General features: G+C 61.2%; 21 protein-coding genes. 15 read left to right on the top strand and 6 right to left on the bottom strand.

Annotated features, from left to right (window positions below; all coding sequences use genetic code 11):
• Nucleotides 1–114: 114 nt before the first annotated feature.
• The 8 genes from Q1A91_RS02765 (at nt 115) to Q1A91_RS02800 (ending at nt 7,992) form a co-directional block, all read left to right on the top strand.
• On the top strand, nt 115–894 hold the full coding sequence (locus tag Q1A91_RS02765; protein ID WP_299872489.1) for an N-formylglutamate amidohydrolase: 780 nt from the start codon (nt 115–117) through the stop codon (nt 892–894).
• A complete protein-coding gene (locus tag Q1A91_RS02770) occupies nt 882–1,451 on the top strand; it encodes a TRAP transporter small permease subunit (protein ID WP_299872491.1) in 570 nt (189 codons plus the stop codon). The genes Q1A91_RS02765 and Q1A91_RS02770 overlap by 13 nt, the downstream gene beginning before the upstream one ends.
• Nucleotides 1,451–2,776, top strand: a complete 1,326-nt coding sequence (locus Q1A91_RS02775) for a TRAP transporter large permease subunit (protein ID WP_299872493.1) — start codon at nt 1,451–1,453, stop codon at nt 2,774–2,776. The genes Q1A91_RS02770 and Q1A91_RS02775 overlap by 1 nt, the downstream gene beginning before the upstream one ends.
• Nucleotides 2,777–2,825: 49 nt before the next feature.
• On the top strand, nt 2,826–3,857 hold the full coding sequence (locus Q1A91_RS02780; RefSeq protein WP_299872495.1) for a TRAP transporter substrate-binding protein: 1,032 nt from the start codon (nt 2,826–2,828) through the stop codon (nt 3,855–3,857).
• Nucleotides 3,858–3,920: 63 nt separating this feature from the next.
• Nucleotides 3,921–4,091 (top strand): hypothetical protein, encoded by a 171-nt coding sequence (locus Q1A91_RS02785; protein WP_299872499.1) that lies wholly within the window; start codon nt 3,921–3,923, stop codon nt 4,089–4,091.
• A 19-nt stretch (nt 4,092–4,110) separates the two neighbouring features.
• Nucleotides 4,111–5,475 (top strand): glutamine synthetase family protein, encoded by a 1,365-nt coding sequence (locus Q1A91_RS02790; RefSeq protein WP_299872502.1) that lies wholly within the window; start codon nt 4,111–4,113, stop codon nt 5,473–5,475.
• The gene (locus Q1A91_RS02795; RefSeq protein ID WP_299872505.1) at nt 5,472–6,842 is read left to right on the top strand and encodes an aldehyde dehydrogenase family protein; all 1,371 of its coding nucleotides are present in this window, start codon (nt 5,472–5,474) and stop codon (nt 6,840–6,842) included. The genes Q1A91_RS02790 and Q1A91_RS02795 overlap by 4 nt, the downstream gene beginning before the upstream one ends.
• Nucleotides 6,843–6,846: 4 nt before the next feature.
• On the top strand, nt 6,847–7,992 hold the full coding sequence (locus tag Q1A91_RS02800; RefSeq protein ID WP_299872508.1) for an iron-containing alcohol dehydrogenase: 1,146 nt from the start codon (nt 6,847–6,849) through the stop codon (nt 7,990–7,992).
• Between the two features lie 16 nt (nt 7,993–8,008).
• Here the strand turns inward: Q1A91_RS02800 and Q1A91_RS02805 are convergent, their stop codons facing one another.
• Complete coding sequence (locus Q1A91_RS02805) at nt 8,009–11,938, bottom strand: amino acid adenylation domain-containing protein (RefSeq protein WP_299872511.1); 3,930 nt, start codon at nt 11,936–11,938, stop codon at nt 8,009–8,011.
• Between the two features lie 172 nt (nt 11,939–12,110).
• Here Q1A91_RS02805 and Q1A91_RS02810 point away from each other — a divergent pair, with 172 nt between their 5' ends.
• Genes Q1A91_RS02810 through Q1A91_RS02840 form a run of 7 tightly spaced genes read left to right on the top strand, consistent with a single transcriptional unit; the run spans nt 12,111 to nt 19,669 of the window.
• Nucleotides 12,111–12,944 (top strand): xanthine dehydrogenase family protein subunit M, encoded by an 834-nt coding sequence (locus Q1A91_RS02810; protein ID WP_299872514.1) that lies wholly within the window; start codon nt 12,111–12,113, stop codon nt 12,942–12,944.
• 16 nt (nt 12,945–12,960) lie between these two features.
• A complete protein-coding gene (locus tag Q1A91_RS02815; RefSeq protein ID WP_299873675.1) occupies nt 12,961–15,675 on the top strand; it encodes a molybdopterin-dependent oxidoreductase in 2,715 nt (904 codons plus the stop codon).
• Nucleotides 15,672–17,162: a 6-hydroxynicotinate reductase gene (locus tag Q1A91_RS02820; protein WP_299872516.1), complete on the top strand. Its 1,491-nt coding sequence runs from the start codon at nt 15,672–15,674 to the stop codon at nt 17,160–17,162. The genes Q1A91_RS02815 and Q1A91_RS02820 overlap by 4 nt, the downstream gene beginning before the upstream one ends.
• Complete coding sequence (locus tag Q1A91_RS02825; protein WP_299873678.1) at nt 17,162–18,022, top strand: UPF0280 family protein; 861 nt, start codon at nt 17,162–17,164, stop codon at nt 18,020–18,022. Before Q1A91_RS02820 ends, Q1A91_RS02825 begins: the two co-directional genes overlap by 1 nt.
• Nucleotides 18,015–18,596: an amino acid synthesis family protein gene (locus Q1A91_RS02830; protein ID WP_299872519.1), complete on the top strand. Its 582-nt coding sequence runs from the start codon at nt 18,015–18,017 to the stop codon at nt 18,594–18,596. The genes Q1A91_RS02825 and Q1A91_RS02830 overlap by 8 nt, the downstream gene beginning before the upstream one ends.
• Entirely contained in the window at nt 18,593–19,177 is a 585-nt protein-coding gene (locus Q1A91_RS02835; protein WP_299872523.1) for an amino acid synthesis family protein, read from the top strand. The genes Q1A91_RS02830 and Q1A91_RS02835 overlap by 4 nt, the downstream gene beginning before the upstream one ends.
• A 54-nt stretch (nt 19,178–19,231) precedes the next feature.
• On the top strand, nt 19,232–19,669 hold the full coding sequence (locus Q1A91_RS02840) for a MarR family winged helix-turn-helix transcriptional regulator (protein WP_299872526.1): 438 nt from the start codon (nt 19,232–19,234) through the stop codon (nt 19,667–19,669).
• Here Q1A91_RS02840 and Q1A91_RS02845 read toward each other — a convergent pair.
• Genes Q1A91_RS02845 through Q1A91_RS02865 form a run of 5 tightly spaced genes read right to left on the bottom strand, consistent with a single transcriptional unit; the run spans nt 19,666 to nt 24,143 of the window.
• Nucleotides 19,666–20,844: an amidohydrolase family protein gene (locus tag Q1A91_RS02845; protein ID WP_299872529.1), complete on the bottom strand. Its 1,179-nt coding sequence runs from the start codon at nt 20,842–20,844 to the stop codon at nt 19,666–19,668. The two genes, Q1A91_RS02840 and Q1A91_RS02845, sit on opposite strands and share 4 nt — an antisense overlap.
• A gap of 27 nt (nt 20,845–20,871) precedes the next feature.
• Entirely contained in the window at nt 20,872–21,567 is a 696-nt protein-coding gene (locus tag Q1A91_RS02850; RefSeq protein WP_299873680.1) for an ABC transporter ATP-binding protein, read from the bottom strand.
• A complete protein-coding gene (locus Q1A91_RS02855) occupies nt 21,560–22,279 on the bottom strand; it encodes an ABC transporter ATP-binding protein (protein ID WP_299873683.1) in 720 nt (239 codons plus the stop codon). Before Q1A91_RS02855 ends, Q1A91_RS02850 begins: the two co-directional genes overlap by 8 nt.
• A complete protein-coding gene (locus Q1A91_RS02860; protein ID WP_299872532.1) occupies nt 22,276–23,220 on the bottom strand; it encodes a branched-chain amino acid ABC transporter permease in 945 nt (314 codons plus the stop codon). The genes Q1A91_RS02855 and Q1A91_RS02860 overlap by 4 nt, the downstream gene beginning before the upstream one ends.
• Nucleotides 23,217–24,143, bottom strand: coding sequence for a branched-chain amino acid ABC transporter permease (locus Q1A91_RS02865; protein ID WP_299872534.1), 927 nt, complete (start codon nt 24,141–24,143; stop codon nt 23,217–23,219). The genes Q1A91_RS02860 and Q1A91_RS02865 overlap by 4 nt, the downstream gene beginning before the upstream one ends.
• Nucleotides 24,144–24,170: the final 27 nt, after the last annotated feature.

Genomic DNA, 24,170 nt, shown 5'->3' on the forward strand with positions numbered 1-24,170 from the left:
TGCGCCTCCCGTTTGATCGAAAAAATAACACATCGCATCGAGCAGTGATAAATTTTTCACAATTGTGTTGACATAAGCCGATTGAAGCAAGCACTTTCGGGTCAAGGAGATACGATGTCTGCCGCTGAACCTGATTTCCAGATCCCGCCTGTGCGGATTGTGAACCCGGCCGGTTCCTCTGCGCTGGTACTGGTGTGTGAGCATGCCTCACCCCATATCCCGGACTGCTATGATCACCTTGGTCTGCCGCTTGAGGCCCGCAAGGCGCATATCGCCTGGGACCCCGGCGCACTGGCGGTGGCAGAGCGGTTGTCAAAGCGCCTTGATGCGACGCTTGTCGCAGGCACGCTGTCGCGGCTCTTGTATGATTGCAACCGCCCGCCGGACGCCCCCGGCGCGATGCCGGAGCGGAGCGAGGTTTTTGACATCCCCGGAAACATACAGCTGAGCGTAGAAGAGCGGGCTGCCCGGATCGACGGCATTTATGCCCCCTTTCACGCCGCTGTCGCAGACCGTTTGGCCCGGAAATCCGCGCCGGTTCTGGTCACCGTGCACAGCTTCACACCGACCTTCCATGGCCACCCCCGCAGTGTGGAGATTGGATTGCTCCATGACAGTGACACCCGGTTGGCCGACGCCATGCTGAGCACGGCCGCACAGCACAACACCCTGTCGGTCGAACGCAATGCCCCCTACGGCCCAGACGACGGTGTGACCCATACCTTGCAGCGCCATGGTCTTCCGGGGAACCACCCCAATCTGATGATCGAAATCCGCAATGACCTGATCACCACTAAGGCCGAGCAAAACGCCATGGGCGATATGTTTGCCCAGTGGATCACACAGGCCAGCCGCCAGATCGAAGCCGCGGGAGACATCCAATGTTCAGCGTGATGCGCGGCTATATCAGTGTCGTGGACGCCGTGAATTACCGCACGGGCCGGGTGATGATGTACGGCATCTTTGTCCTGATGGGCATTCTGTTGTGGTCGTCGATCAGCAAGACGTTCTTCCTGCCATCGCTCTGGACGCTGGAAATGGCGCAGTTTGCGATGGTTGCCTATTACATCCTCGGCGGGCCCTATTCGATCCAGATGGGATCGAACGTGCGGATGGACCTGCTTTATGGCGGGTGGTCGCTGAGGCGTAAGGCGTGGTTTGATCTGATCACCGTCTGTTTCCTGATCTTCTACCTCTGTGTGTTGCTCTACGGTGCGATCAGTTCCACCGCCTATTCGCTGGGCTACTGGAAGACGGAGCCGATCTCCTACCTGTTTGGCGTGGCCATCGGCACTGAGGAAGTCGGGCGGCTTGAACGTTCCTCCTCCGCATGGCGGCCCTATATGTGGCCGATCAAGACTGTAATGATCGTGGGCTTTTTCCTGATGATCCTCCAGTGCCTGTCTGAGCTCTGCAAAGACGTGCTGCGCCTGCGGGGTGAGAGCGTCTGATGCCTTATGAAATGATCGCCACGCTCATGTTCTCCACCATGATGCTGATGCTCCTGACGGGCCAGCGCGTGTTTGGTGCAATCGGGTTCATCGCCGTTGTCGCGGCCCTGTTGCTGTGGGGCGACAAGGGCGGGTTCGACATCGGTTTCTCCGCCGCGATGAAGCTGATGAACTGGTATCCGCTGCTGACCCTGCCGATGTTCATCTTCATGGGCTACGTGCTGTCGGAATCCAAAATCGCGGATGATCTGTACCGGATGTTCCACGTCTGGATGGGCGGATTGCGCGGCGGGCTGGCCATCGGCACGATTGGATTGATGGTCCTGATCTCCGCCATGAACGGGTTGAGCGTGGCGGGCATGGCGATTGGTGCCACGATTGCACTGCCCGAACTGCTCAAGCGGGGCTATGACAAACGGATGGTGACGGGGGTGATACAGGCAGGTTCCAGCCTTGGCATCCTCGTCCCGCCCTCCGTGGTGCTTGTGCTCTATGCAATGATTGCCCGTCAGCCCGTGGGCCAGCTTTGGCTGGCCGGGATTGTGCCGGGGTTGATGATGGCCACGATGTTCATCCTCTACATTGCGATCCGCTGCCGGATGAACCCGGCCCTTGGCCCCGTTCTGAGCGCTGAGGACCGTGACCTGCCACCTGCGGAAAAACTGCGCCTGTTGCGCGCGGGTCTGCTGCCGCTGGGCATCTTCGCGACGATGATGATTCCCTTCGTGAATGGCTGGACCAGCCTCGTGGAAAGCTCCGCGATTGGCGCGCTTGCGGCCTTCTTTGCCGCCGTGCTGAAAGGGCGGATGACCAGCGAGGTGTTCGAGAATTCGGTGCGCAAGACGCTGGGCATCACCTGCATGTTCATGTGGATCATCCTTGCCGCCCTCGCCTTTGGGGCCGTGTTCGACGGGTTGGGCGCGGTGAAGGCGATTGAGAACCTGTTTACAGAACAGCTGAACCTCAGCCCGTGGATGATCCTCATCCTGATGCAGCTGAGCTTTATCCTGATGGGCACATTTCTGGATGACACCGCGATGCTGGTGATCGTCGCACCGCTTTACGTGCCGCTGGTGGGCGCGCTGGGGTTCGACCTCATCTGGTACGGTATCCTTTATACGATCACGACGCAGATCGCCTATATGACGCCGCCGTTCGGCTATAACCTGTTCCTCATGCGCGCCATGGCACCACCGGAGATTTCGCTGCGGGACATCTATGCCTCCATCACACCCTTTGTGTTGGTGATGGTCGCGGCGCTCACGCTGGTGATGGTGTTTCCGGGGCTGGCGCTCTGGCTGCCGGAACTCGTTTACGGACAATGAACCCAAAAGCCGGGCCAACCGGCACAACCTTAAACAAGGAGAGAAGACCATGACGACAAGACGTACATTCATCAAAGGGGCCGCCGTTGCCGCCCCGGCCGCCCTTGCCACACCGGCGCTGGCGCAAAGCACGATCAAATGGCGGATGCAGACCTATGCAGGGGCCGCTTTGGCCGCTGAGGTGATTGATCCAGCCATCAAGATGTTCAACCAGATCGCGGGCGACCGGATGCAGATCGAGCTGTTCTACGCCGATCAGCTGGTGCCTACAGGCGAGCTGTTCCAGGCCATGCAGCGCGGGACGATTGACGCGGTGCAGTCGGATGATGACAGCATGGCGTCCCCCACCGAAGTCACCGTCTTCGGCGGGTATTTCCCTTTCGGCTCACGCTATTCGCTGGATGTGCCAGTGCTGTTCAACCAGTACGGCCTGAACGAGATCTGGGCGTCAGAGTACGAAGCCGTTGGCGTCAAGCACATCTCTGCCGGCGCGTGGGACCCTTGCCACTTTGCCACGAAAGATCCGATCAACAGCCTTGCGGATTTGAAGGGCAAGCGCATCTTCACCTTCCCCACGGCGGGTCGTTTCCTCAGCCAGTTCGGCGTCGTGCCGGTGAACCTGCCGTGGGAAGACATCGAAGTGGCCGTACAAACGGGCGAGCTGGACGGCATCGCATGGTCCGGCATCACCGAAGACTACACCGTCGGCTGGGCGGATGTGACCAACTACTTCCTCACCAACAACATCTCCGGCGCGTGGATCGGGCACTTCTTTGCCAACATGGACCGCTGGAACGAGCTGCCCGAAGACTTGCAGATGTTGTTCCAGGTCTGCTGCGAGCAGTCGCATTACTACCGCCAGCATTGGTATTGGGGTGGCGAAGCGCGCCTGCGCGTGAACGGTGACAAACTGAAGCTGACCACAATCCCCGATGAAGAATGGGCCACCGTTGAGAGCGCGGCCCGCGAATTCTGGGAGGAGATCGCCGCTGAAAGCGAGACCAAGCGCAAGGTGGTCGACATCTTCAAACAGTATAACGAGGATATGGAAAAAGCGGGCCGTCCGTACCGCTATACCTGACCTTAAAGGGGGGCGGTTCATGCCGTCCCCCAAGCTACCAAGAAGAGTGAAACTGGAGCTAAAATGTCCGCCATTCTCGTATTAATTGTCGCCTTTGTTGCGCTTTACCCGGCGGCACTAGTCGGTGGCATCGTTCAAGGAAAACTTGGCCCAGAATATCGCCAGTTTCGTTGGGTATTCTGCGTCATCAGTTACTTCCTTATCGGCGGTTTTGCCGTGTCGCTTGTTGTCTAAATTTTAGAAAGGTAGCCCCATGCCCGGCATAATGAGCTTTGACGATCTGAAATCCCGCGTCCATGATGGCAGCATCGACACGGTGCTGGCCTGTTTTGTCGACATGCAGGGGCGGTTGATGGGCAAACGGTTCCATGCGGTGAACTTCGTCGAACACTCGTTTGAGGAAACCCATTGCTGCAACTACCTGCTCGCCACCGATCTGGAGATGGGCACGCCGGAGGGATATGCCTCCACCTCCTGGCAGTCAGGCTATGGCGATTATGTGATGAAACCGGATCTTGCCACGATCCGCCCCGTGCCGTGGCTTGATGGCACCGCGATGGTGCTGTGTGACATACTCGATCACCACAGCCACCTGCCCGTCCCCCATTCCCCCCGCGCCATGCTGCAACGACAGGTCGCGCGTCTGGCCGACATGGGGTTCGACGCGATGATGGCGACGGAGCTGGAATTCTTCCTGTTTGAGCAGAGTTTCGACGACATCCGGCGCGATGGCTATCGCAATCTGACGCCAATCTCTGGTTACAACGAAGACTACCACATGCTGCAAACCACCAAGGAAGAGCATGTGATGCGGCCCATTCGCAATCACCTCTATGCCGCCGGTCTGCCGATTGAAAATTCCAAGGGCGAAGCCGAGACCGGGCAGGAAGAGCTTAACATCCGCTATGCCGCCGCGCTCGATTGTGCCGATCACCACACGATCGCCAAACACGGCATCAAGGAAATCGCCAACGCCCATGGGCATGCCGCGTCCTTCCTGCCCAAGTGGCATCACGACAAGGTCGGCAGTTCCAGCCACGTGCACCAATCGCTGTGGCAGGACGGGCAACCGATGTTCTATGACGCCAGCGACGATCTGGGCATGTCGCAACTGATGAAACACTACATGGCCGGGCTGATCGCCTACGCGCCCGACTACACGTTCTTCCTTGCGCCCTATGTGAACAGCTACAAACGCTTTGCCAAAGGCACCTTTGCGCCAACCAAGACGGTCTGGTCGGTGGACAACCGCACCGCAGGCTTCCGCCTGTGCGGCGATGGCACCAAGGGCGTGCGGGTGGAATGCCGTGTCGGTGGGTCAGACCTGAACCCCTATCTGGCACAGGCCGCGATGCTGGCTGCCGGGATCAAGGGGATCGAGAATGAGATGGAGCTGGCCCCGCCCACCACGGGCGATGTGTATGAAGACGCCAAAGCGGCGGATATTCCGCAGAACCTGCGCACGGCCATCGAAACCCTGCGCAGGTCAGCCATGCTGCGCGAGGCGTTTGGGGACGATGTGATGGACCACTACACCCGCTGCGCGGAGGTGGAGCAGGAAGAATTTGACCGGGTGGTCACGGATTGGGAAATCGCACGGGGGTTTGAGCGGGCATGATCAGATGTATTTCACCGATTGACGGATCGGTCTACGCGGAGCGTGAGACGCTGTCCGCTGATGCCGCGCGCGCCGCGGTGGATGCGGCGAAGACAGCGCAAGCCGCCTGGGCGGCCTTGCCGCTGGAAGAGCGGATTGCGCGGGTGCAAAAGGGCGTCGCCAACGTCGGCGCGATGAACGATGAGATCGTGCCGGAACTCGCGCACCAGATGGGCCGCCCCATCCGCTATGGCGGGGAGTTTGGCGGCTTCAACGAACGCGCCACCTATATGGCAGAAATCGCAGAAGACGCCCTCGCCCCGATTGAAATCGAGGACAGCGATGCCTTCCGCCGCGTGATCAAGCGTGTGCCGCACGGCGTTCTGCTGGTCGTGGCGCCGTGGAACTACCCGTATATGACAGCCATCAACACCGTGGCACCTGCGCTGATTGCGGGCAATGCTGTGATGCTCAAACACGCCAGCCAAACGCCGCTGGTGGGCGAACGTATGGCGCAGGCGTTCCATGCCGCAGGTGTGCCCGAAGCGGTGTTTCAAAACGTCTTTCTGGATCACCAGACCACCTCTGACCTCATCGCTACCCGCGCCTTTGGCTTTGTAAACTTCACCGGCTCTGTCGGCGGTGGCAAAGCGATGGAAGCCGCCGCCTGCGGCACCTTCACCGGTTTGGGTTTGGAATTGGGCGGCAAGGATCCGGGGTACGTCTGCGACGACGCGGAAGTGGATGCCGCGGCCGAAACGCTGATTGACGGAGCGATGTTCAACTCCGGCCAGTGTTGCTGCGGGATTGAGCGAATCTATGTGGCCGAGCAGCACTTCGATGCCTTCGTTGCCAAAGCGGTGGAGATCGTCAGCGGCTACAAACTGGGCAATCCACTGGACCCTGAAACAACCCTGGGGCCCATGGCGCAGGCGCGGTTCGCCGATGAAGTGCGCGCGCAAACGGCAGAGGCCATCGCGGCGGGTGCAAAGGCGCATATTGCGCCGAAATTGTTCCCAAAAGATGGCGGTGCCTACTTAATGCCACAAATCCTAACCAATGTGACGCATGACATGCGGGTAATGCGCGAGGAAAGTTTTGGCCCCGTTGTGGGCATCATGGCGGTCAAGGACGACGCCGAAGCCATCGCGTTGATGAACGACAGTGACTTTGGCCTGACGGCTTCTGTCTGGACCAATGACGTGGCACGCGCAGAATCCATTGCCGATCAAATTGAAACCGGCACGGTCTTCATGAACCGGGCCGATTATCTGGACCCAGCCCTGTGCTGGACCGGCTGCAAAGACACCGGGCGGGGCGGAGGGTTGTCCGTGATCGGCTATCACACGCTGACCCGTCCAAAATCATATCACCTCAAGAAAGCTTAAAGACATGAGCCTGACTGCGAATTGGTCCTATCCCACCGCCATCCGTTTTGGCGCGGGCCGTATATCTGAAATTGCCGACGCCTGTGCTGTGGCGGGCATCAAGAAACCTCTGCTGATCACCGACCGCGGCCTGGCAGAGATGGAGATCACCACCCGCACACTGGACCTGTTGGAGAAAGCCGGATTGGGCCGGGCAATCTTTGCCGATGTGGACCCAAACCCGAATGAAAAGAACGCCGAAGCGGGCGTGAAAGCCTTCAAGGAAGGCGGGCATGACGGTGTTGTCGCCTTTGGTGGCGGGTCGGGACTTGATCTGGGCAAGCTGGTGGCCTTCTGGGCCGGGCAAACGCGGCCGATCTGGGATTTCGAGGATGTGGGCGATTGGTGGACCCGCGCAGACGCAGACGCCATCGCGCCCATCGTCGCCGTGCCGACCACGGCCGGCACCGGCTCTGAAGTGGGGCGCGCGTCGGTCATCACCAATTCGGTCACGGAAGAGAAAAAGATCATCTTCCACCCCAAGTTCCTGCCTGCCGTCGTGATTTGCGACCCTGAACTGACTGTGGGCATGCCGCCCTTCATCACCGCAGGCACCGGATTGGACGCATTTGCCCATTGTGTGGAGGCGTTCTCCTCCCCCCATTACCACCCGATGAGCCAGGGCATGGCGCTTGAGGGCATGCGCTTGGTCAAGGACTACCTGCCCCGCGCCTATGCCGATGGCTCCGACATTGAGGCACGCGCGCAGATGATGTCAGCAGCAGCCATGGGGGCCACGGCCTTTCAGAAGGGTCTGGGCGCCATCCATGCCCTGTCGCATCCCATTGGCGCGATCTATCACACCCACCACGGCACAACGAATGCGGTCTGCATGCCTGCGGTGCTTCAATTCAACAGCTCTGCCATTGCCGCGCGTATGGACATGGCCGCACGGTACCTGGATATCGACGGTGGATTTGACGGGTTCTGCGGCTTTGTCGATGGGCTGAACGCCGATCTTGGCATTCCGAAGAAGCTGCGCGGACTGGGCATTGAGAACCCGGACATCGACCGCATTGTCAAAGGCGCGTTGAGCGATCCCAGCACCGGCGGGAACCCCATTGAAATGACGGCAGAAAACACCCGCACCTTGCTGGAACAGATCATCTGATCCGAGGGCCTGCCTGTTACGCCTCATCCTCGTCGCGTGGTTTCAGAACGTATGCTACCTGCGCGGCGAGGGTTGAGACATTCGGCGGTTCCAATATCCCAAGGTGGTCACCGGGCACGTCAGTGATATCAAACCCCGCCGCAGCCACGGGTTTCCAACCCAACCCGGTCTGACGCGCCTTGGGGCTGTCGAATTTGTCATCAGCCGCGCGGAAAATCGTCAGGCGTCTGGGATAGGGCTGCGGCTCGTAAGCTTCGATGGCAAGCGCGTTGGCAGCGACAAAATCAGCGACATTGTCGATTGCAGCTGCCTCATCCCGATCTGCCTCAGACGTAAGACGCGCCTGCGCTTCGGCATAGGTTTTCGCCTCAGCCCGCTTTTCTTTCACTTGGGCCACATAGGACATCCCTTGCTTGCTGAACGCACGCATGTGCACGCCCAATCGTCCTGCCCGACCCAACCGCGCTCTGCCGCCGGGGCCTTCGGCGTCCAGCAGGATCAATGCCCGCACGTCACGCCCACATGCCAGAAGCTGGTGGGCCAGTTCAAAGGTCACATAGCTGCCGGCGGATACCGCGATCAGCGACAGCGGACCTGTCGGGTAGTGGCGTTCGATTTGCTGAAGGTAAAATCGGGCAATATCTGCCACTTCAGTTGGCGTGTCTGCGCTGAGCAACCCAACGGTCAGGCCGAAAACCGGCTGGTTCGGCCCAAGTTCCGCCGCCAGGGGGCGAAAGAACGACCCGTTGTCCCCCAACACATGCACACCATAGAGCGGCGGCAGCGCGCCGTCTGGTTGGATCGGGATCACGACCAACGGATCGGCTTCCTGTTCCTGCAAGGCCCGCACCACTCCACGCGGCGTGGGATCGGTATAGAGCGCGGTCGGTTTCAGGCGCACGCCGAATTTTCGCTCAACCTGCGGCAGGAGGCGCAACAGCGACAGGGAATCCCCGCCCACATCAAAGAAGGAAGTCTGAGGCCCCACGCCTGATGTCTGCAACAGGTCTTCAAACAAAGCTGCCACATCTTTGGTCAGCGGGGAGGCGTCTTCGATGTCGCTCGGCTCAACCGTATCGGCGGCAGTCGGTGGCGGCAGTTGGTCCGTCGCCACTTTTCCGCCGGGGGTCTGCGGCCATGCGGTGATCGGTACAAGTTCCGGCATCATATGCGGCGGCAGCGCGTCCTTGATCATGTCACGGACAAGATGCGGCGGCGGGGCGTCTTCCTGCGACGCCGCAGAATACCACGCAACAAGCCGAGGCTGTCCTTTGTCCGGGGTGTGGAGCGCACAATGGGCGCGACCGATTTCATCGCGCGCTTCCAGCACACCTTCGATCTGACCCGGTTCGATCCGAAACCCGCGCAGTTTGATCTGCCGGTCAACCCGCCCGATGAAGTGCAGCAATCCCCGTTTCCACACGGCCCGATCACCACTGGCATAAAGGCGGTCAATATCGGGATCAAAACGCGCCTTGGCGAAAGAGGTTGCCGTGCGGTCCGGCAGGCCAACGTAACCTTCGGCCAATGCTGGACCAGAAAAACTCAACTCCCCTTCAGCGCCTTCGGGCGCAAGTGCGCCATCCGCCGCGATGATCCACCCCCGCGCATGGGACAGTGGCAATCCAATCGGCACGCTGTCGCCTGTCAGATCCGCATCTGTCACCGCATGGGCGGTTGAGGTGATCGTCGTTTCGGTCGGGCCATAGCCGTTCAGCCACCGGACGTCCGGCACCCGGTCGCGCCAGCGCCGCAGGACGGAGAGCGGCACACGTTCCCCCCCGACGATCAAGACGCGCACCTGATCCGGAAACGCGGCCTCCGTGGTTTCCAGCGCATCCGTCAACGCCACCCAGAAGCCGGTGGGCAGGTTCAGCGCCGTGATGCCAAGGTGCTGTACCTGTTCGAGAAAAATGTCGGTTGATTGCGACATCTCCACTGTACGTAGAACCAACGTCGCCCCGGCAAGGAGCGTGCCCATCACCTCTTCAATTGCGACATCAAAGCTGAGCGCTGCAAATTGCAGCATCCGGTCCGCCGCGGTGAGGCCCAGCAATGGGATGATCGCGCGGCTGTGCGCGCTGAGAGCTGCATGGGAGACCATCACCCCCTTGGGCCGCCCGGTGGAGCCGGAGGTGAAAATGACATAGGCGAGACGGTCCCACGCCATTCCATCCCGCGAAGGTGGTGTCTCGGCCAGAGGGTCGGCAAAGGGCGCGCTCACGTCACGTGTTGCGCCCACCAGATCGGGGGCCGCGCTGTCCGTCAGGATCAGCCTTGCCCCACTGTCCTGCGCGATGATATTCAACGTATCCGCCGGATAGCTGGGGTCCATCGGCACAAAGGCGGCACCGACCTTCCATATGGCCAGCTGCGCGATGACAAACGCAGGGCTGCGGGCCGCGCAAATGCCAACGGTATCTCCGGGCGCAATTCCGGCTGCGATCAGGTCATGCGCCCGAAGATTGGCAAGCCTATCAAGTGCGGCGAATGTCAGGGGGGCCTCCCCCGGCTGCTCCAGCGCCGGATGATCCGGCTGGCGCGCAACGATTTCTTCAAACAGGGTGGCGCAGCATCGCTTGTCCGCTGCTTGCTGCAAAGACCCACCGGACAATGCACGCAGCCGCGTCTCCTCGCCCGCGCTCAGCATGGAGATTGATCCCAGGGGTCGGGTGGCGGTGGCCCCGTCGAGGTTGCGCAGGAAGTGCAGCAGATGATCGGCAAGGGCGGCCCCTTTGGGCGCCTGATCCGGGTCGTATTCGACCGTCAGATGCGTCTCATCCGAACAGAATGCAGCCAGCGTAATCGGCGCATCCCCTTCTTCAAGCAAGGAAACGTGCCGGGTATCCCACGCCCCGCCACGCGCCTGCATCTGGTCTTGCAGGCTTGTCCGGTCGAACATCACCAGCGTATCAAAGATCTGCCGTCCTAGCGGGATGTCCAGATGCTGTCGAATGGTGGTCAGCGGCGTTTGCTCATAGGGACGCAACGCAATCTGGTTGGCACGCATCCGTTTGAGCGCCGTGCCAAGCGTCAGGTCCCCCGTCAGATGCAGCCGCATGGGCACCGTCACGATGAAACACCCCGGCGCATCAGCGGAGCCGGAGACCAGATTGCGACCGTTCAGCGTATTGCCAAAGACCGTGTCATCACGTCCCGCAAGACGTGCGGTTACAACGCCCCACGCCAGCATGATCACCGTGCTGATGGCCACCCCTGTGCGTTGCGCGATCCGGCCAATTGCCGCGGTCTCCTGTTGCGTCAGGTGCCGTTCTTCAAAGCGTTTGCGCCCCGGTTCCACCCCGTCGCGCACCAGACCCTCACCGCCTTCCCAGCCTTCCAGCGCCTGCGCGAAATGCCGGGTTCCTTCCTCATGCCCAACCTGCGCGAGCAATGTGCAATGTTCCTGAAAGCGCGGGGTTGCGATGACCTCCTCCGCTGACACGGGCTTGCCTGCAAGGATCGCCTCATAGCGGTCAAATGCCTCGGCCAACAGCGGGGCGAAACTACGTCCATCCAGCAGCGTATGCGGAAAGGTCCAGACCAGTTTGCTGTGATCTGCTGCGATCCTGAACACCGTCACGCGGAACCCCGGCGCGGTGGTCGCATCGATACCTGCATCGCGGTCCTGCGCGATGAAATCATCAAAGGCCTGAGCCGCAGCAACTGGATCCAGATCGGACAGATCACGCACCGCGATGAGAACCTTTGCCGATGGCACGACACGCTGGACCGGTGTTTGACCCGCTTCCGCAATGATCTGTATGCGCAGGACCGGATGGGCTTGCATCAATCCTTGCCAGGCATCAGCCATCGCATCGGCGTCAATCTGCTCCCCCGGCATATCGACCACAACCTGTTCGACATAGAGCCACGGCCGTGCGGCAAGCGTCGAGCCTGCGAACATGCCCTGCTGAATAGGGGTCAGTGGAAAAGTCTGTGTCATAAAAACAGGCGCCAATTCAGGCAGAATGGGGTGTCTTTCCTTTACGTCAACAATACCTCAGGTTCTAAAGTTCCGCCGCAAGAGTGTCTACCGCCACCCCAATCAAAAAGGTTTGACAACAGCGCGCACTGCTTCCTATCATTCGCACACAAACAATCATGAGGTTCTGCCCTTGTCCTATCACGCTCCCGCCACGCTGGATGAAGCGCTGCGCCTTGCAGCGCAGGGGGGCGGCAAGGTGATTGCCGGAGGCACGGATGTATATCCCGCGATGGCGCAAGGCCAAACGCCTGATCGTTTTCTGGACATCACCCGGATCGGCGGCCTGCGGGGAATAAACCGGACTGAGGCAGGCTGGCGCATCGGTGCGGCAACCACATGGACGGACGTCATCCGCGCCAGCCTACCACCCGGGTTTGACGCCTTGAAACAGGCCGCGAGGGAGGTCGGCAGCGTCCAGATCCAGAACGCCGCGACCTTATGCGGCAACCTGTGCAACGCCTCCCCTGCCGCGGACGGCGTGCCGCCGCTGTTGATACTGGATGCCGAAGTCGAACTTGCCAGCGCAGAAAACGGCACGCGGACGGTGCCCTTGCGCGATTTCATCTCTGGCGTGCGCAAGACGGCACGCAGGGAAGATGAACTGGTCACCGCCGTGAGCATCCCGACACCGCCTCAAGACATGGGATCTGCCTTTGAGAAGCTTGGCAGCCGCCGGTATCTGGTCATTTCCATCACCATGACGGCGGCCTCGGTCAGCTGCGACGCGGCGGGAAAAATCACACAGGCGCGCGTAGCCGTTGGCGCCTGTTCTGCGGTAGCACAACGTTTGCCCGCGCTGGAGGCTGCTTTGATCGGCCAGGACGCACGCAGGGCGGAAGTGGACCCGGCGCATCTTTCTGCTCTTTCGCCGATTTCGGATGTACGCGGCACGGCGGCCTTCCGTCAGGAGGTTGTCGCAACCCAATGTGCGCGGGCCATCGCGCGGGCGGCTGGCCATGAATAACCCGCACGGTATTCCCATGGTGCAGTTCACGCTTGACGGCGTCGCAGTATCGGCACCTGCCCAGCCCGGACAACGGTTGTCGCACGTCCTGCGAGAGGCCCTGGGCGCACGGGATTTAAAGATCGGCTGCAACGCGGGTGATTGTGGGGCCTGCACGGTCTTGATGAACGGCGCCCCGGTCTGTGCCTGCCTGACCCCGGTCCATCAGGCAGAAGGGCATCACATTGAAACCGCGGCTGGCCTGCACAGGTCTGACCCGGTTGCGCAGGCATTGGGCACCCGCTTTGCCGAACAGGGGGCAGCCCAATGCGGCATCTGCACACCGGGCATGATGGTTTCCGCCGTGGCGTTGCTGCGGAAAAACGCCACACCAGCGGAAGTGGAGGTGCAGGATGCCTTGGGCGGTGTGCTGTGCCGGTGCACGGGATATCGCAAGATCATTGACGCGGTGCGCGGTGCGGCCCCAACAACCCAGAACGCGCGCGGCAATGTCGGTGACCCGATCAAGCGCATTGATGGGGCGGACAAGATCACCGGTCACGAACGTTTTGGCGATGACATCGCTCCCCCCGGCACGCTTGAGATTTTCATCATCCGCGCGCCCTTTGCGCGGGCCGGATTCACTCTTGGCGATCTGGAGGGGTTTATTGCCAGCCGGAACGGCATTGAGGCTGTTCTGACCGCTGCTGACATCCCCGGACACAATGCCTTTGGCGTTATTCCTCAGTTCGTCGACCAGCCCGTTTTTGCCGAGGCCGAGGTGCGGTTCCGTGGGGAGGCCATTGCAGCTGTCATCGGCACCCCCGAAGCAATCAACGCCCTGGACCCAGCCGCATTCCCTGTCACCTGGGAAGAGCGCCCGCCCGCCTGCGACATTCACAGCGCTCAATCAGAGGGAGCCGTGCAACTGCATCAGGGTCGTGGGGGCAATGTCATGTGCGGCGGTTTTGTCCAATCGGGCGATGCGCAAGCGGCCCTCGCCCGCGCCGATGTCACCGTCGAAGGCCACTTTGAGAGCGGCTTTGTCGAACACGCCTATATCGAACCGGAAGCAGGCTTTGCCGAAATCGTGGAGGGCCGGGTGGAAGTGCATGCCTGCACACAGGCCCCCGTGATGGACCTCGAAGCGCTGGAGATCATCCTTGGCATGGACCGCAGCAAAATCCGCATTGTGCCCAGCGCGGTGGGAGGCGGTTTTGGCTCCAAGCTGGACATCTCCGTTCAGCCCTACTTGGCGCTTGCCGCGTTAAAGACCGGCAAACCCGTGCGGCTGACCTATACCCGGACCGAGTCGATGCAGAGCACGACAAAAAGGCATCCATCCGACATACGCCTGCGTATTGGCGCGCAGCGCGACGGGACGCTGTTTGGGTTTGATTTCTATGGCGCCTTTGATACCGGCGCCTATGCCAGCTGGGGACCAACAGTGGCCAACCGTGTGCCTGTCCATGCTTCCGGGCCTTACAGGATTGGCGATTATCGTGCGGAATCCGCAGGTATCCACACCAACAATCCACCCGCCGGAGCCTTTCGGGGCTTTGGCGTGCCGCAATCCGCGATTGCGCAGGAATGCCTGTTCGACGCTCTGGCGGAAAAGCTTGGAATGGACCCGCTGGCGTTCCGCATCCACAACGCCCTGACCAACAACATGCCCACGGTTTGCGGGCAGGTCTTCAGCCAAGGCGTGGGCATCAAAGCCTGTCTGGAAGCCCTGAAACCCGCCTGGGCAGCCGAGCGGGCCGCCGCGACAGACCACAACACCTCCGGCAAGAACACGCGGTACGGCGTTGGCGTTGCAGCCGGGTGGTACGGCTGCGGCAACACCTCGCTGCCCAACCCATCGACCATCAAATCAGGCGTGAGGGCGGATGGAACGGTCGTGTTGCATCAGGGGGCGATGGACATTGGCCAAGGGGCGAACACGGTGATTGCCCAGATCTTTGCAACCGCCTTGGGCATACCGGTGGGCCAGATCAAGATCGTCGGGCCGGATACCGATGTGACGCCGGACGCGGGCAAGACGTCCGCCTCCCGTCAGACCTATGTCTCTGGCAATGCGGCCCGGCTCTCGGGCGAGGCGCTGAGGCGGGCGATTGTGCAGCGGATGAATGTCTCCGCCGAAGCAGCGCTTGAGATTGCCGATGGCGCGATCACAGCGACGGACGCGGGCACTGTTCATACCTTCGATCTTGGCACGGTTGAGACCGACAGCGAAGGTTTCGCCTTCCGCGCTGAGGAAACCTATGACCCTCCCACAAAACCGCTGGATGCAAACGGTCAGGGCGAACCCTATGCGCAGTTCGGCTATGCCGCGCATCTGGTGGTGGTTGAAGTCGACCCCGAGATGGGCACCGTCAAGCCGCTGAAGTTTGTGGCCGCCCATGATGTGGGGCAGGCCATAAATCCGATGCTGGTCGAAGGACAGGTGCAGGGCGGCATTGCCCAGGGCCTCGGCATGGCGCTGATGGAGGAATATCTGCCGGGGCGCACTGAAAACCTGCACGACTACCTGATCCCCACGATTGGGGACATCCCGCCGATTGAGACCTTGATCATCGAAGAACCTGACGCCCATGGCCCCTACGGCGCCAAGGGGCTGGGGGAACATGTGCTGATCCCGACCGCCCCTGCGATCCTGAACGCCATCTATGCTGCGACCGGCGCACGCATCACCCGTGTTCCCGCGACACCCGACAGGGTGCGCGCGGCTATCAAGGGGCTGGAGCGATGAACAGAGCCGACCGCCCTGAAAAGATCCGCTGCGACGCTTGTCCGGTGATGTGCTACATCGCCGAGGGCAAGATCGGCGCCTGCGACCGCTATGCCAACCACGACGGTGATCTGGTGCGGCTTGATGCGCTGACGGTGATTGAAAACACCACGCAAAAGCTGGTGCCGTTCCTCAAGGAGGGCGGGGTTGAGGACTGGGACGGCGACATCGTGCAGGGTGCACGTCCCTTTGTGACCGCCGTCGGTGCCGGCACCACCTATCCGGATTACAAACCTGCACCCTTTATCGTCAGTCAGGACGTCGAAGGTGTGGATATGGTCACGGTCGTGACCGAGGGGATATTCTCCTACTGCGGCGTGAAGGTGAAGATCGACACCGACCGCCACATCGGCCACGAGCGTGATGTGGTCTATGTTGATGGAGAACCGATTGGCCATGTGATGACCTCCGAATATGGCTCCAAGATGCTGAGCCTTGGTGGCGTGGAGCATCTGACCGGCGGCAGCAAGAAAGAGGGGCGCGTGACCTGCGATGCACTGCTGAAGCTGTGCAACCGGCAAGCCGTCGAGATGGTTGTTGGTGACGCAGAACATGCCACAACGCTGGTGGTTGAAGCAGGCAAGGCGCCGATCATCAACGGGGAGGAAGAACGGCTGATGCGCGTGGGCTGCGGGTCGGCCTCCATCGGGATGTTTGCCAAGCAATGGCTGGGTCATGCGGATGAGGTGGTTGTGGTGGATGATCACATCACCGGCGTGTTGTCCGAACATCAAGCGGGCAAGCTGCTGGATATTCCGCCCACAGGGATCAAGATCAAGGGGCGGCGCTCCACCCCCGGACGGTATTTTCAGGTGGCGGCACCCGGCACCGGTTGGGGCGGCACAGACATTGATGACCCGCTGACGATCCTTGGGCCGTTCAACCCCAAGATCGCCTGGGAAGGGCTGCGGATGCTCATGGTTTCCACCACTGGAGAGCAGTTTGCCTATTATGAGCTGGATGCGGCATTGCAGCCGCAGATGGCGCAGATGCCCGCTGCCCTCAAACGCTCCACGGACATCATTGCAGAGAATTGCGAACCCTCTGTTTGTTCGGTCCTGTTTATGGGCGGCGCGGGCGGGTCACTGCGCGCTGGCGTGACGGAGAACCCCGTTCGTCTGACCCGGTCGGTCAAGGAGTCGCTGACCCATGTGTCCTGCGGCGGGGCCGAAGCCTATGTCTGGCCCGGTGGCGGGATCACGGTGATGCTGGATGTGATGGACATGCCAACTGAATCTTTTGGCTATGTCCCCACCCCTGCCCTTGTCGCCCCCATCGAGTTTTCCATGCGGCTGCGCGACTATGAACTTCTGGGCGGGTATATGGAGGAGGTCCAGCCCGTGGATCAGGTTGGCCTTGATACCGCCCGCAAAGTGTCGGGTGAGGCCATGGGACACGATCCGATGGCGCGCGCGAACTACCGCTGGGACAAAGGAAAGAAAGAGTGATGGGGCCGCAGGCCGCTTTGCTGGCGGATGGCACCCGGCTGCATCTGCACCATGGACCGATTGATCTGATCATCGGTGCGGATCAGGACCGCATCCGGGCGTTTGAAGCCGCCCGTGCAGGTTTTGAGAGCGTCTTGCAAGGGCTTGTCGATCAACTGCCCCTTCTGCGCTCTGCCCAGACCGTTGACGCCAGCCCTGCCGAAACCGAAACCGCCCATCGCATGATCGGCGCCACCGCACCATACGCAAGCGCAGGGTTTGTCACGCCGATGGCAGCGGTTGCGGGCAGTGTCGCGGAAACCGTTCTGGCGGCGATGCTTGCAGGCAGCACACCGGCGCGCGCCTATGTGAACAACGGCGGGGACATTGCCGTGCATCTTGAACCGGGAGAGAGCTTTACGCTTGGCATGGCGTCGCACGACAACCACCCCCTTGGAACACTGCGGCTGAACGCGGAAACCCCGATCCGCGGCATTGCCACCAGCGGACGTCATGGCCGCAGTCTGAGCCTTGGCATTGCAGACAGCGTCACGGTGCTGGCCGGAACAGCGGCACAGGCGGATGTTGCCGCAACGCTGATTGCCAACGCGGTGAACCTGCCGGGACATCCAACCATAGCGCGACGCGCTGCGGAAGACATCCAGCCAGACAGCGATCTGGGCAGACGCCCCGTTGTCACCGCATGTGGCCCACTGAACGCCGCTGACCGCGCCTGCGCCTTGGACGCGGGCCTTGCCTGCGCCCGCGCATTTGCGCAACGTGGCCTGATCCATGCTGCTGCCCTCTTCCTGCAAGGCGAAAAACGCCTGCTGAACCCCGCCCCGTTCACCTTACCCGAAAAGAGCCTTGTCGATGCCTGACCTAATCCTGCGAAAAACCGTGCTGAGTGTGGAAGAAATCTTTCATGAAGGCGGCCCTGCCCCTGACAAACCGCAACGCCGCGCTGCCGCACTTGCGATCATCGAAAACCCGTTCGCCGGCCGCTATGTCGAAGACATTCAGCCTTTCATGGAAGACCTCAAACCGCTCGGATTGCAGATGGCACAACGGCTGGTCGATACCCTGGGTGGGCCGGAGCAGGTGCAGGGCTACGGCAAAGGCACCATCGTCGGGGAAGCGGGCGAATTGGAACATGGCGCGCTCTGGCATGCGCCGGGCGGTTACGCGATGCGGCAGTTGCTGGACAACTCAAATGCCATCGTGCCCTCGACCAAGAAGGTCGGCGGCGTCGGTGCGCGGCTGGACGTGCCGATCACGCATATCAACGCCTCCTATGTGCGCAGCCATTTTGACGCGATGGAAGTGGGCTGCAACGACACACCGCGCGCGGGTGAACTGGTCTTGGTGCTGGTCATGTCCACGGGCGCCCGCATTCACAACCGCGCAGGCGGGCTGGACGCTGCTGACATCAAAGGGGAGGACGGTTTGAGATGAGCCTGAACATTCGCAAGATCGCCATAAACGTCGAAGAGACACATATCGAAGCCGGGCGGCAGATCAGCCCCGAGACCCGCAAGGCCGTGGCCGTTGCAGTGATCGCCAACCCCTTCGCGGGCAGTTATACCGAAGACCTGACACCGCTGATGGAGATTGGTGCGGAACTGGGTGGCATCCTCGGCCAGCGGTGCGTCGACGCGCTTGGCATCACACCTGCGCAGGCCGAAAGCTATGGCAAGTCTGCCATGGTTGGCGAGAACGGAGAGCTGGAACACGCCGCCGCGATCCTCCATCCGAAACTGGGCGCGCCTTTGCGCAAGGTGGTGGAGAAAGGGGCAGCGCTGGTGCCATCGTCCAAGAAGATGGGCAGCCCCGGTCAGGTGCTTGATGTGCCCCTGGGCCACAAGGACGCCGCCTATGTGCGCAGCCATTTCGACGGGATCGAAGTGCGGCTGAACGATGCCCCCCGTGCGAATGAAATCATGGTCGCCGTCGCCGTCACTGACAGCGGCAGGCCCCTGCCCCGCGTTGGCGGACTGACCCATGAAGACGCCAAGGGCGAAGACGGCCTGCGCTGAGCGCGCAATAGCTTTGAGGTTGTGTCAAAGCACGCCTGCGCCTTATTGTGAGGCATGGAAGACAGCCCCGACACCCTCACCGCGCGTTATGTGCTGGAAGATCAGGTCGGTTACCTGTTGCGATTGGCCAGCCAGCAGCATGCGGTGATTTTTCAAAAGCACGCCATCGACAATCTGACGCCCACACAGTTCTCGACCATTCTGCGGGTTGCAGAGGTGGGGGAGGTCTCGCAGAACCATCTGGGGCGGCTGACAGCAATGGATGTGGCGACGATCAAGGGCGTGGTGGACCGCCTGAAAGCCAAGGGGCTGGCGCAATCCACCTCTGATCCGAACGACAAGCGGCGGTCGATCATTTCGCTCACGGCAAAGGGATCAGCCATGGTTCAGGACCTCAAGGCGATGGGTCATGCCATTACCGATGAAACGCTCGCGCCGCTGGATGCGGCCGAACGGCAGACGTTTCTGGAGCTGCTGCGCAAGCTTGGTTAGACGCCCATCACCCCTTTGGCCAGTTCCGGCAACCTGTTTGCAGGCGGGGTGTTGCGGCTGCGAAGGCTGCGCACAACGCCGTCAATAACCGTCATGCCCACACCCGGCAGATTGCCCAGCTCCACCGATTCCAGCAGTGACTTGCCCGGCGCATGCTGCGCCTGATCCATCAGCACGAAATCGGCACATTTGCCGGTCTCGATCAGCCCGGTATCCAGCTTACGCTGCCGCGCGGTGTTGCCGTTGGCAAAGCAGAACGCCTCCTCCGCCTTCACATTTCCAAGCGCGGACAACATCGCCACCATGCGCATGATCCCGAGCGGCTGCACGCCCGACCCCGCAGGGCCATCCGTGCCAAGGATCACCTGATCGAGCTTGCCCAACTCCCGCGCGGTATTGAGCGTCAGCAAAGCCGCACGTTCGTTGCCGTTGTGTACAATCTCCAACGCTGCCTTGCAGTTCTCGCACAGGCAGACGATCTGATCATCCGGCAGCGCGGAATGGCCACCGTTGATGTGGCCCACAACATCCGTGCCCGTTTCCAACACCATATCCGCGTCGATCAGGCCCGAGCCGGGGATCGAAGGCCCGCCCGTGTGGATTGTCGATTGCATCCCGTATTTGCGCGCCCAGCCGATCATCTGGTTGGCCGTCTTGCCATCCTTCACCGTGCCAAGCCCCACTTCGCCGATCAGCCGCACACCGGCGTCGGACATCTGTTTGAAATGATGCTCCTCCAACCCCGCTTGCAGCAGCGGAGCCCCCGCGTGGACCTTCACCCCGGAGGGCCGGAAATTCTCGTACCAACGCTGCGCGGCAATCGCCATGGCGACGGTGCCAACCACATCGTTTGGGCGTCCGGGCATATGCACTTCGCCTGCCGAAATGAGGGTCGTGACACCCCCGTGTAGCGTGGAATCGATCCAGTGGAGCTGTTGCTGGCGCGGGGTATAGTCACCCACGACCGGGTGAATGTGACTGTCGATCAGGCCGGGGGCGAGGGTTACGCCCATGGCATCGACCACCGTATCGGCCCCTTCGCAATCAAGGTCTGCCTCAGCCCCCCACGCGCTGATCTTGCCGTCCACGGCAATCAGGCAATGACCATCGAAAATCGGCTCCTCCAGCTTGCCCGACAGGATTTGCCCGATGTTGCGGATCACCAGTTTTGACATGTTTTCCCCTCCCGTCAGAATGTGGCGTCAGACGCCCAGATAGGCTTTCAGTTTGCCCGGATCGGCCTGCAACTCCGCCGCGCTCATCGCGTCCACGTTGCGACCATTCTCAATGAACACCGCCTGATCGGCGATGGCCATGACTGTCTCCACCCGCTGCTCCACCAGCACGATGGCGATGCCTTCGGCTTTCATCTTCAGCACCACATCCCGGATCAGCGCAATGATCGAGGGCTGCAACCCTTCGGTCGGCTCGTCCAGCAGCAGCACCTTTGGCCGCAGACACAGCGCGCGGGCGGTTGCCAGCATCTGTTGCTCCCCGCCAGACAGGGTTCCCGCCGCCTGCCCCAGCCGTTCACGCAGACGGGGAAACAGATCCAGCACCCAATCGCGGGTGTCTTTCCCCTCTCCACGGGTCATCAGGCCAATTTCGATGTTTTCCGCAACGCTGAGTTCAGGAAACAAGCGACGGCCCTGCGGAATGTAACCGATGCCGCGTTTCGGTACTTCATGCGGCGACAGCAGGTTCAGCACCTCCCCCTCAAGAGAGACCGACCCTTCGCTGAGGGGAAGCAGCCCCATGATCGTCTTCAGCGTGGTTGTCTTGCCCGCGCCATTGCGGCCCAGCAGGCAGAGGATTTCGCCCGGTCTGGCTGTGAAGCTCACACCATAGAGCGCCTGCACTTGCCCGTAAGCTGCGTGGATGCCCTGCACCTCAAGCATCCGCTGTCCCCAGATAGGCGGCTTGTACTGCCGGATTGGCATGGATTTCCCCGGGCGTGCCATTGGCCAGCACCATGCCCTGATCCAGCACCGTGATGTGATCAGCAGCGGCCATGACGACTTTCATGTTGTGTTCGATCAGCAGGATCGTCGTCTCCCCCGCCAGATCGCGGATCAGCTTGATGAAATCCTGCACTTCGGATTCAGCAAGCCCTTGTGTCGGCTCATCCAGAATGAAGATCTTCGGCTCCTGCGCCAGCCCCATGGCGATTTCCAGCAACCGCTGGTGGCCATAGCTGAGATCACCGGCGATCTGATCCGCGCGGTCATCGATGCCCACACGTTCCAACACATACCGCACCTTGGCGTCCGTCTTTGCCGGATCGCCCCCCAGAATGCGCCGCGCCGCAAGTGCTACATTCTCATGCAGGGTCAGCCCCGGAAAGATCGAGGTGATCTGGAAGGTATAGGCCAGCCCCAGTTGAATGCGTTTGTGCGCTGGCAATGCGCTGATGTCGCGCCCTTCGAAAAACACCTTGCCGCTGGTGGCCGGGGTGCGTCCGCTGACCATGCCCACGAAGGTCGATTTACCCGCCCCATTGGGGCCGATCAACGCCGTAACCTTGCCGCGTGCGAGGACGAAGTTGATGTCCGTATTGGCTTTCAGCCCCGCATAGGTCTTGGTCAGCCCGCGGGTCTCTAAGATGTTCATGGCAGCCATGCGAACACCTTCCTGCGCACAAGCCCCGCCAACCCATGCGGCGCAAAGAGCGTCAGCAACACCAGCGCCACGCCCGCGATCAGCATGTAGGCGTTTGTGAAAGAGCTGGAGAAGTCGATCAGGTAGAACATGAAGAGCACGCCAATGAGCGGCCCGATGGTTGTGCCCGCCCCGCCAAGAAGCACCCAGAGCAGCGGGAAGATCGAATATTGCACCGACGCAAAGGTCGCGCCCACATAGCCAAACAGCATCGCATAGGCCGCCCCAGCGACACCCGACACAGCCCCCGACAGGATCATCGCATAGAGCTTGTGCCGCTGTGCATCATAGCCCAGCATCCGCGTGCGTTCTTCATTCTCGCGGATGGCCACCAACGTGCGGCCAAAACGCGACTGGATGACCCGCGCGAGGCCCAGAAAGCAGATCGCAAAGAGGATATAGGCCGCGAAGAAACGGGCGGTGTCCGTGGTCAGGTCAATCTCGCCGATCATGCGGGCGGCTTTTTGGACCACGAAGCCTTCATCGCCGCGTGTGTATTCCCCGAAATAGAGCACCACCAGATAGGCCGTCTGCGCGAACATCAGCGTGACGATCATGAACGATACCCCCGCCGTGCGCAGCGCAAGCGCCGCGACAACAGCAGCCAGAGCAGCCGCACAGACGATCCCGGTAGCAAACGCCGGCACCACCGGCCATCCGGCAAGGTTCGCCGTCAGGCCAAAGCCATACATGCCCGCCGCAAAGAACATCGCGTGACCAAGGCTGAGAAGTCCGGTGTAGCCAAAAACCAGATTGAACCCCATCGCATAGATCGCCAGCACCATGATCCGCGACAGATTGCCTGCGTGATAGGGGGGTAACACGAAGAACAGCACCAAGAGCGTGGCCAGCACGCCAAAGTGCAGGGCATTGGACTTGGCGGCGTCCTTCATGTCTGCGCACGCCCCATCAGGCCTTGCGGGCGGAACACCAGCACCAGCGCCACCAACAGCGTGGCAATGATCTTGGCAAGCGTTGGGGAGAAAAAGACAGAGATGATCCCATCGCTCATCCCGATCAGAAGCGCTGCGATGACGGTGCCGGGCAGACTGCCCAGACCGCCAATGATCACCACGATAAACGACAGCAACAACGGGTCGTGCCCCATCAGGTAATGCGCCTGTTGTATGGGCACCACCAAGACCGCACCAAGGGCCGCCAACCCAGCACCCAGCCCGAAGACCAGCGAATAGACGCGCCCGACGGGCACGCCGAAGGCCTGCGCCGTTTCACTGTCCTGCTGGGTCGCGCGCATCAGCAGCCCAGCCTTGGTCCGGGTGATCACCAACCACAATGCCACCAGAACCACCGCCGCGGCGGCAATAACGAACAGCTTGTAGCTCGTCGTGCTCAGCCCCCAGGGCCAGAACATCGCAAAGCCGTTCTCGCCCCATTCAAACCATGGCAGCGCAAGGCGTGTATTGAAGGGCGGCTCAACGGGCCGTGCATCGGGGCCGAAGGTCATCAGCGTGGTTTGCTGGATGATATAGAGCATCCCGATCGTGGCCACGATTGTCCTGTCCGCGTCATAGGCCACACGCTTGAGCACCAACCGATCCGCCACCATCGCGATCCCGCCAACAAGCGCTGGCGCGATGATCAACGCCGCGACAAACCCGATGGCCGGATGCGTGCCCAACACGGTGGCCACCCACCACGCCAGCACAGCGCCCAGCATGTAGAACTCCCCGTGCGCCACATTCACCACACGCATCACACCGAAAACAATGCTCAGCCCCATGGCGGTCAGCGCAAGAATGGCTGCCGTGACCGCCCCCTCAAGGGCGGCCAGCATCAGGTGAGGTCCGAATTCCATCGCTCTGGGTCGTCCTTATGGCTGCGC

The organism is uncultured Sulfitobacter sp. (assembly GCF_947500075.1).
Classification (GTDB): domain Bacteria; phylum Pseudomonadota; class Alphaproteobacteria; order Rhodobacterales; family Rhodobacteraceae; genus Sulfitobacter.

Excerpts from the sequence above, each read along its gene's own strand:
- Q1A91_RS02780 (WP_299872495.1), top strand. The coding sequence starts at position 2,826 with ATGACGACAAGACGTACATTCATCAAAGGGGCCGCCGTTGCCGCCCCG.
- Q1A91_RS02795 (WP_299872505.1), top strand. The coding sequence starts at position 5,472 with ATGATCAGATGTATTTCACCGATTGACGGATCGGTCTACGCGGAGCGT.
- Q1A91_RS02790 (WP_299872502.1), top strand. The coding sequence starts at position 4,111 with ATGCCCGGCATAATGAGCTTTGACGATCTGAAATCCCGCGTCCATGAT.
- Q1A91_RS02830 (WP_299872519.1), top strand. The coding sequence starts at position 18,015 with ATGCCTGACCTAATCCTGCGAAAAACCGTGCTGAGTGTGGAAGAAATC.
- Q1A91_RS02805 (WP_299872511.1), bottom strand. The coding sequence starts at position 11,938 with ATGACACAGACTTTTCCACTGACCCCTATTCAGCAGGGCATGTTCGCA.
- Q1A91_RS02825 (WP_299873678.1), top strand. The coding sequence starts at position 17,162 with ATGGGGCCGCAGGCCGCTTTGCTGGCGGATGGCACCCGGCTGCATCTG.
- Q1A91_RS02775 (WP_299872493.1), top strand. The coding sequence starts at position 1,451 with ATGCCTTATGAAATGATCGCCACGCTCATGTTCTCCACCATGATGCTG.
- Q1A91_RS02855 (WP_299873683.1), bottom strand. The coding sequence starts at position 22,279 with ATGAACATCTTAGAGACCCGCGGGCTGACCAAGACCTATGCGGGGCTG.
- Q1A91_RS02800 (WP_299872508.1), top strand. The coding sequence starts at position 6,847 with ATGAGCCTGACTGCGAATTGGTCCTATCCCACCGCCATCCGTTTTGGC.
- Q1A91_RS02860 (WP_299872532.1), bottom strand. The coding sequence starts at position 23,220 with ATGAAGGACGCCGCCAAGTCCAATGCCCTGCACTTTGGCGTGCTGGCC.
- Q1A91_RS02815 (WP_299873675.1), top strand. The coding sequence starts at position 12,961 with ATGGTGCAGTTCACGCTTGACGGCGTCGCAGTATCGGCACCTGCCCAG.
- Q1A91_RS02785 (WP_299872499.1), top strand. The coding sequence starts at position 3,921 with ATGTCCGCCATTCTCGTATTAATTGTCGCCTTTGTTGCGCTTTACCCG.
- Q1A91_RS02840 (WP_299872526.1), top strand. The coding sequence starts at position 19,232 with ATGGAAGACAGCCCCGACACCCTCACCGCGCGTTATGTGCTGGAAGAT.
- Q1A91_RS02820 (WP_299872516.1), top strand. The coding sequence starts at position 15,672 with ATGAACAGAGCCGACCGCCCTGAAAAGATCCGCTGCGACGCTTGTCCG.
- Q1A91_RS02765 (WP_299872489.1), top strand. The coding sequence starts at position 115 with ATGTCTGCCGCTGAACCTGATTTCCAGATCCCGCCTGTGCGGATTGTG.
- Q1A91_RS02845 (WP_299872529.1), bottom strand. The coding sequence starts at position 20,844 with ATGTCAAAACTGGTGATCCGCAACATCGGGCAAATCCTGTCGGGCAAG.
- Q1A91_RS02770 (WP_299872491.1), top strand. The coding sequence starts at position 882 with ATGTTCAGCGTGATGCGCGGCTATATCAGTGTCGTGGACGCCGTGAAT.
- Q1A91_RS02835 (WP_299872523.1), top strand. The coding sequence starts at position 18,593 with ATGAGCCTGAACATTCGCAAGATCGCCATAAACGTCGAAGAGACACAT.
- Q1A91_RS02850 (WP_299873680.1), bottom strand. The coding sequence starts at position 21,567 with ATGCTTGAGGTGCAGGGCATCCACGCAGCTTACGGGCAAGTGCAGGCG.
- Q1A91_RS02865 (WP_299872534.1), bottom strand. The coding sequence starts at position 24,143 with ATGGAATTCGGACCTCACCTGATGCTGGCCGCCCTTGAGGGGGCGGTC.